Origin of the sequence: Bacteroides sp. AF25-5LB, from assembly GCF_003602965.1 — a bacterium.
Lineage (GTDB): Bacteria > Bacteroidota > Bacteroidia > Bacteroidales > Bacteroidaceae > Bacteroides > Bacteroides uniformis.
This window is the reverse complement of record NZ_QTMC01000051.1, coordinates 307-612: the sequence shown is the minus strand read 5'-3', so window position 1 is coordinate 612 and position 306 is coordinate 307. Positions and strand designations below refer to the sequence as shown.

At 53.6% G+C, this 306-nt stretch carries 1 pseudogene; it reads left to right on the top strand.

The features are described 5' to 3' along the window. Positions 1-306, top strand: a pseudogene (locus DWY57_RS20675) (capsular polysaccharide biosynthesis protein CapF); the annotation flags it as partial.

Sequence of the window (306 nt, the reverse complement as noted above, 5' to 3'; positions counted from 1 at the left end):
TTTACAAAGAAACTCTATTCCACATACCTCTCATACCTGCCTGAAGAACGGTTCAGCTATCCCCTGAAGACGAATGTGGACGACCGCGGCAGTTTTACAGAGATTATCCGTACTTCCGACCGCGGGCAGTTCTCGGTGAACATCTCCAAGCCGGGCGTTACGAAAGGCCAGCACTGGCACCATACCAAGAACGAGAAGTTTGTGGTGGTGAGCGGCCACGGTCTGATACAGCTCCGCAAGATAGGTACGGAGGAGGTTGTCAGCTTCGAGGTAAGCGGCGGGAGGATGGAGGTCGTGGAGATGATT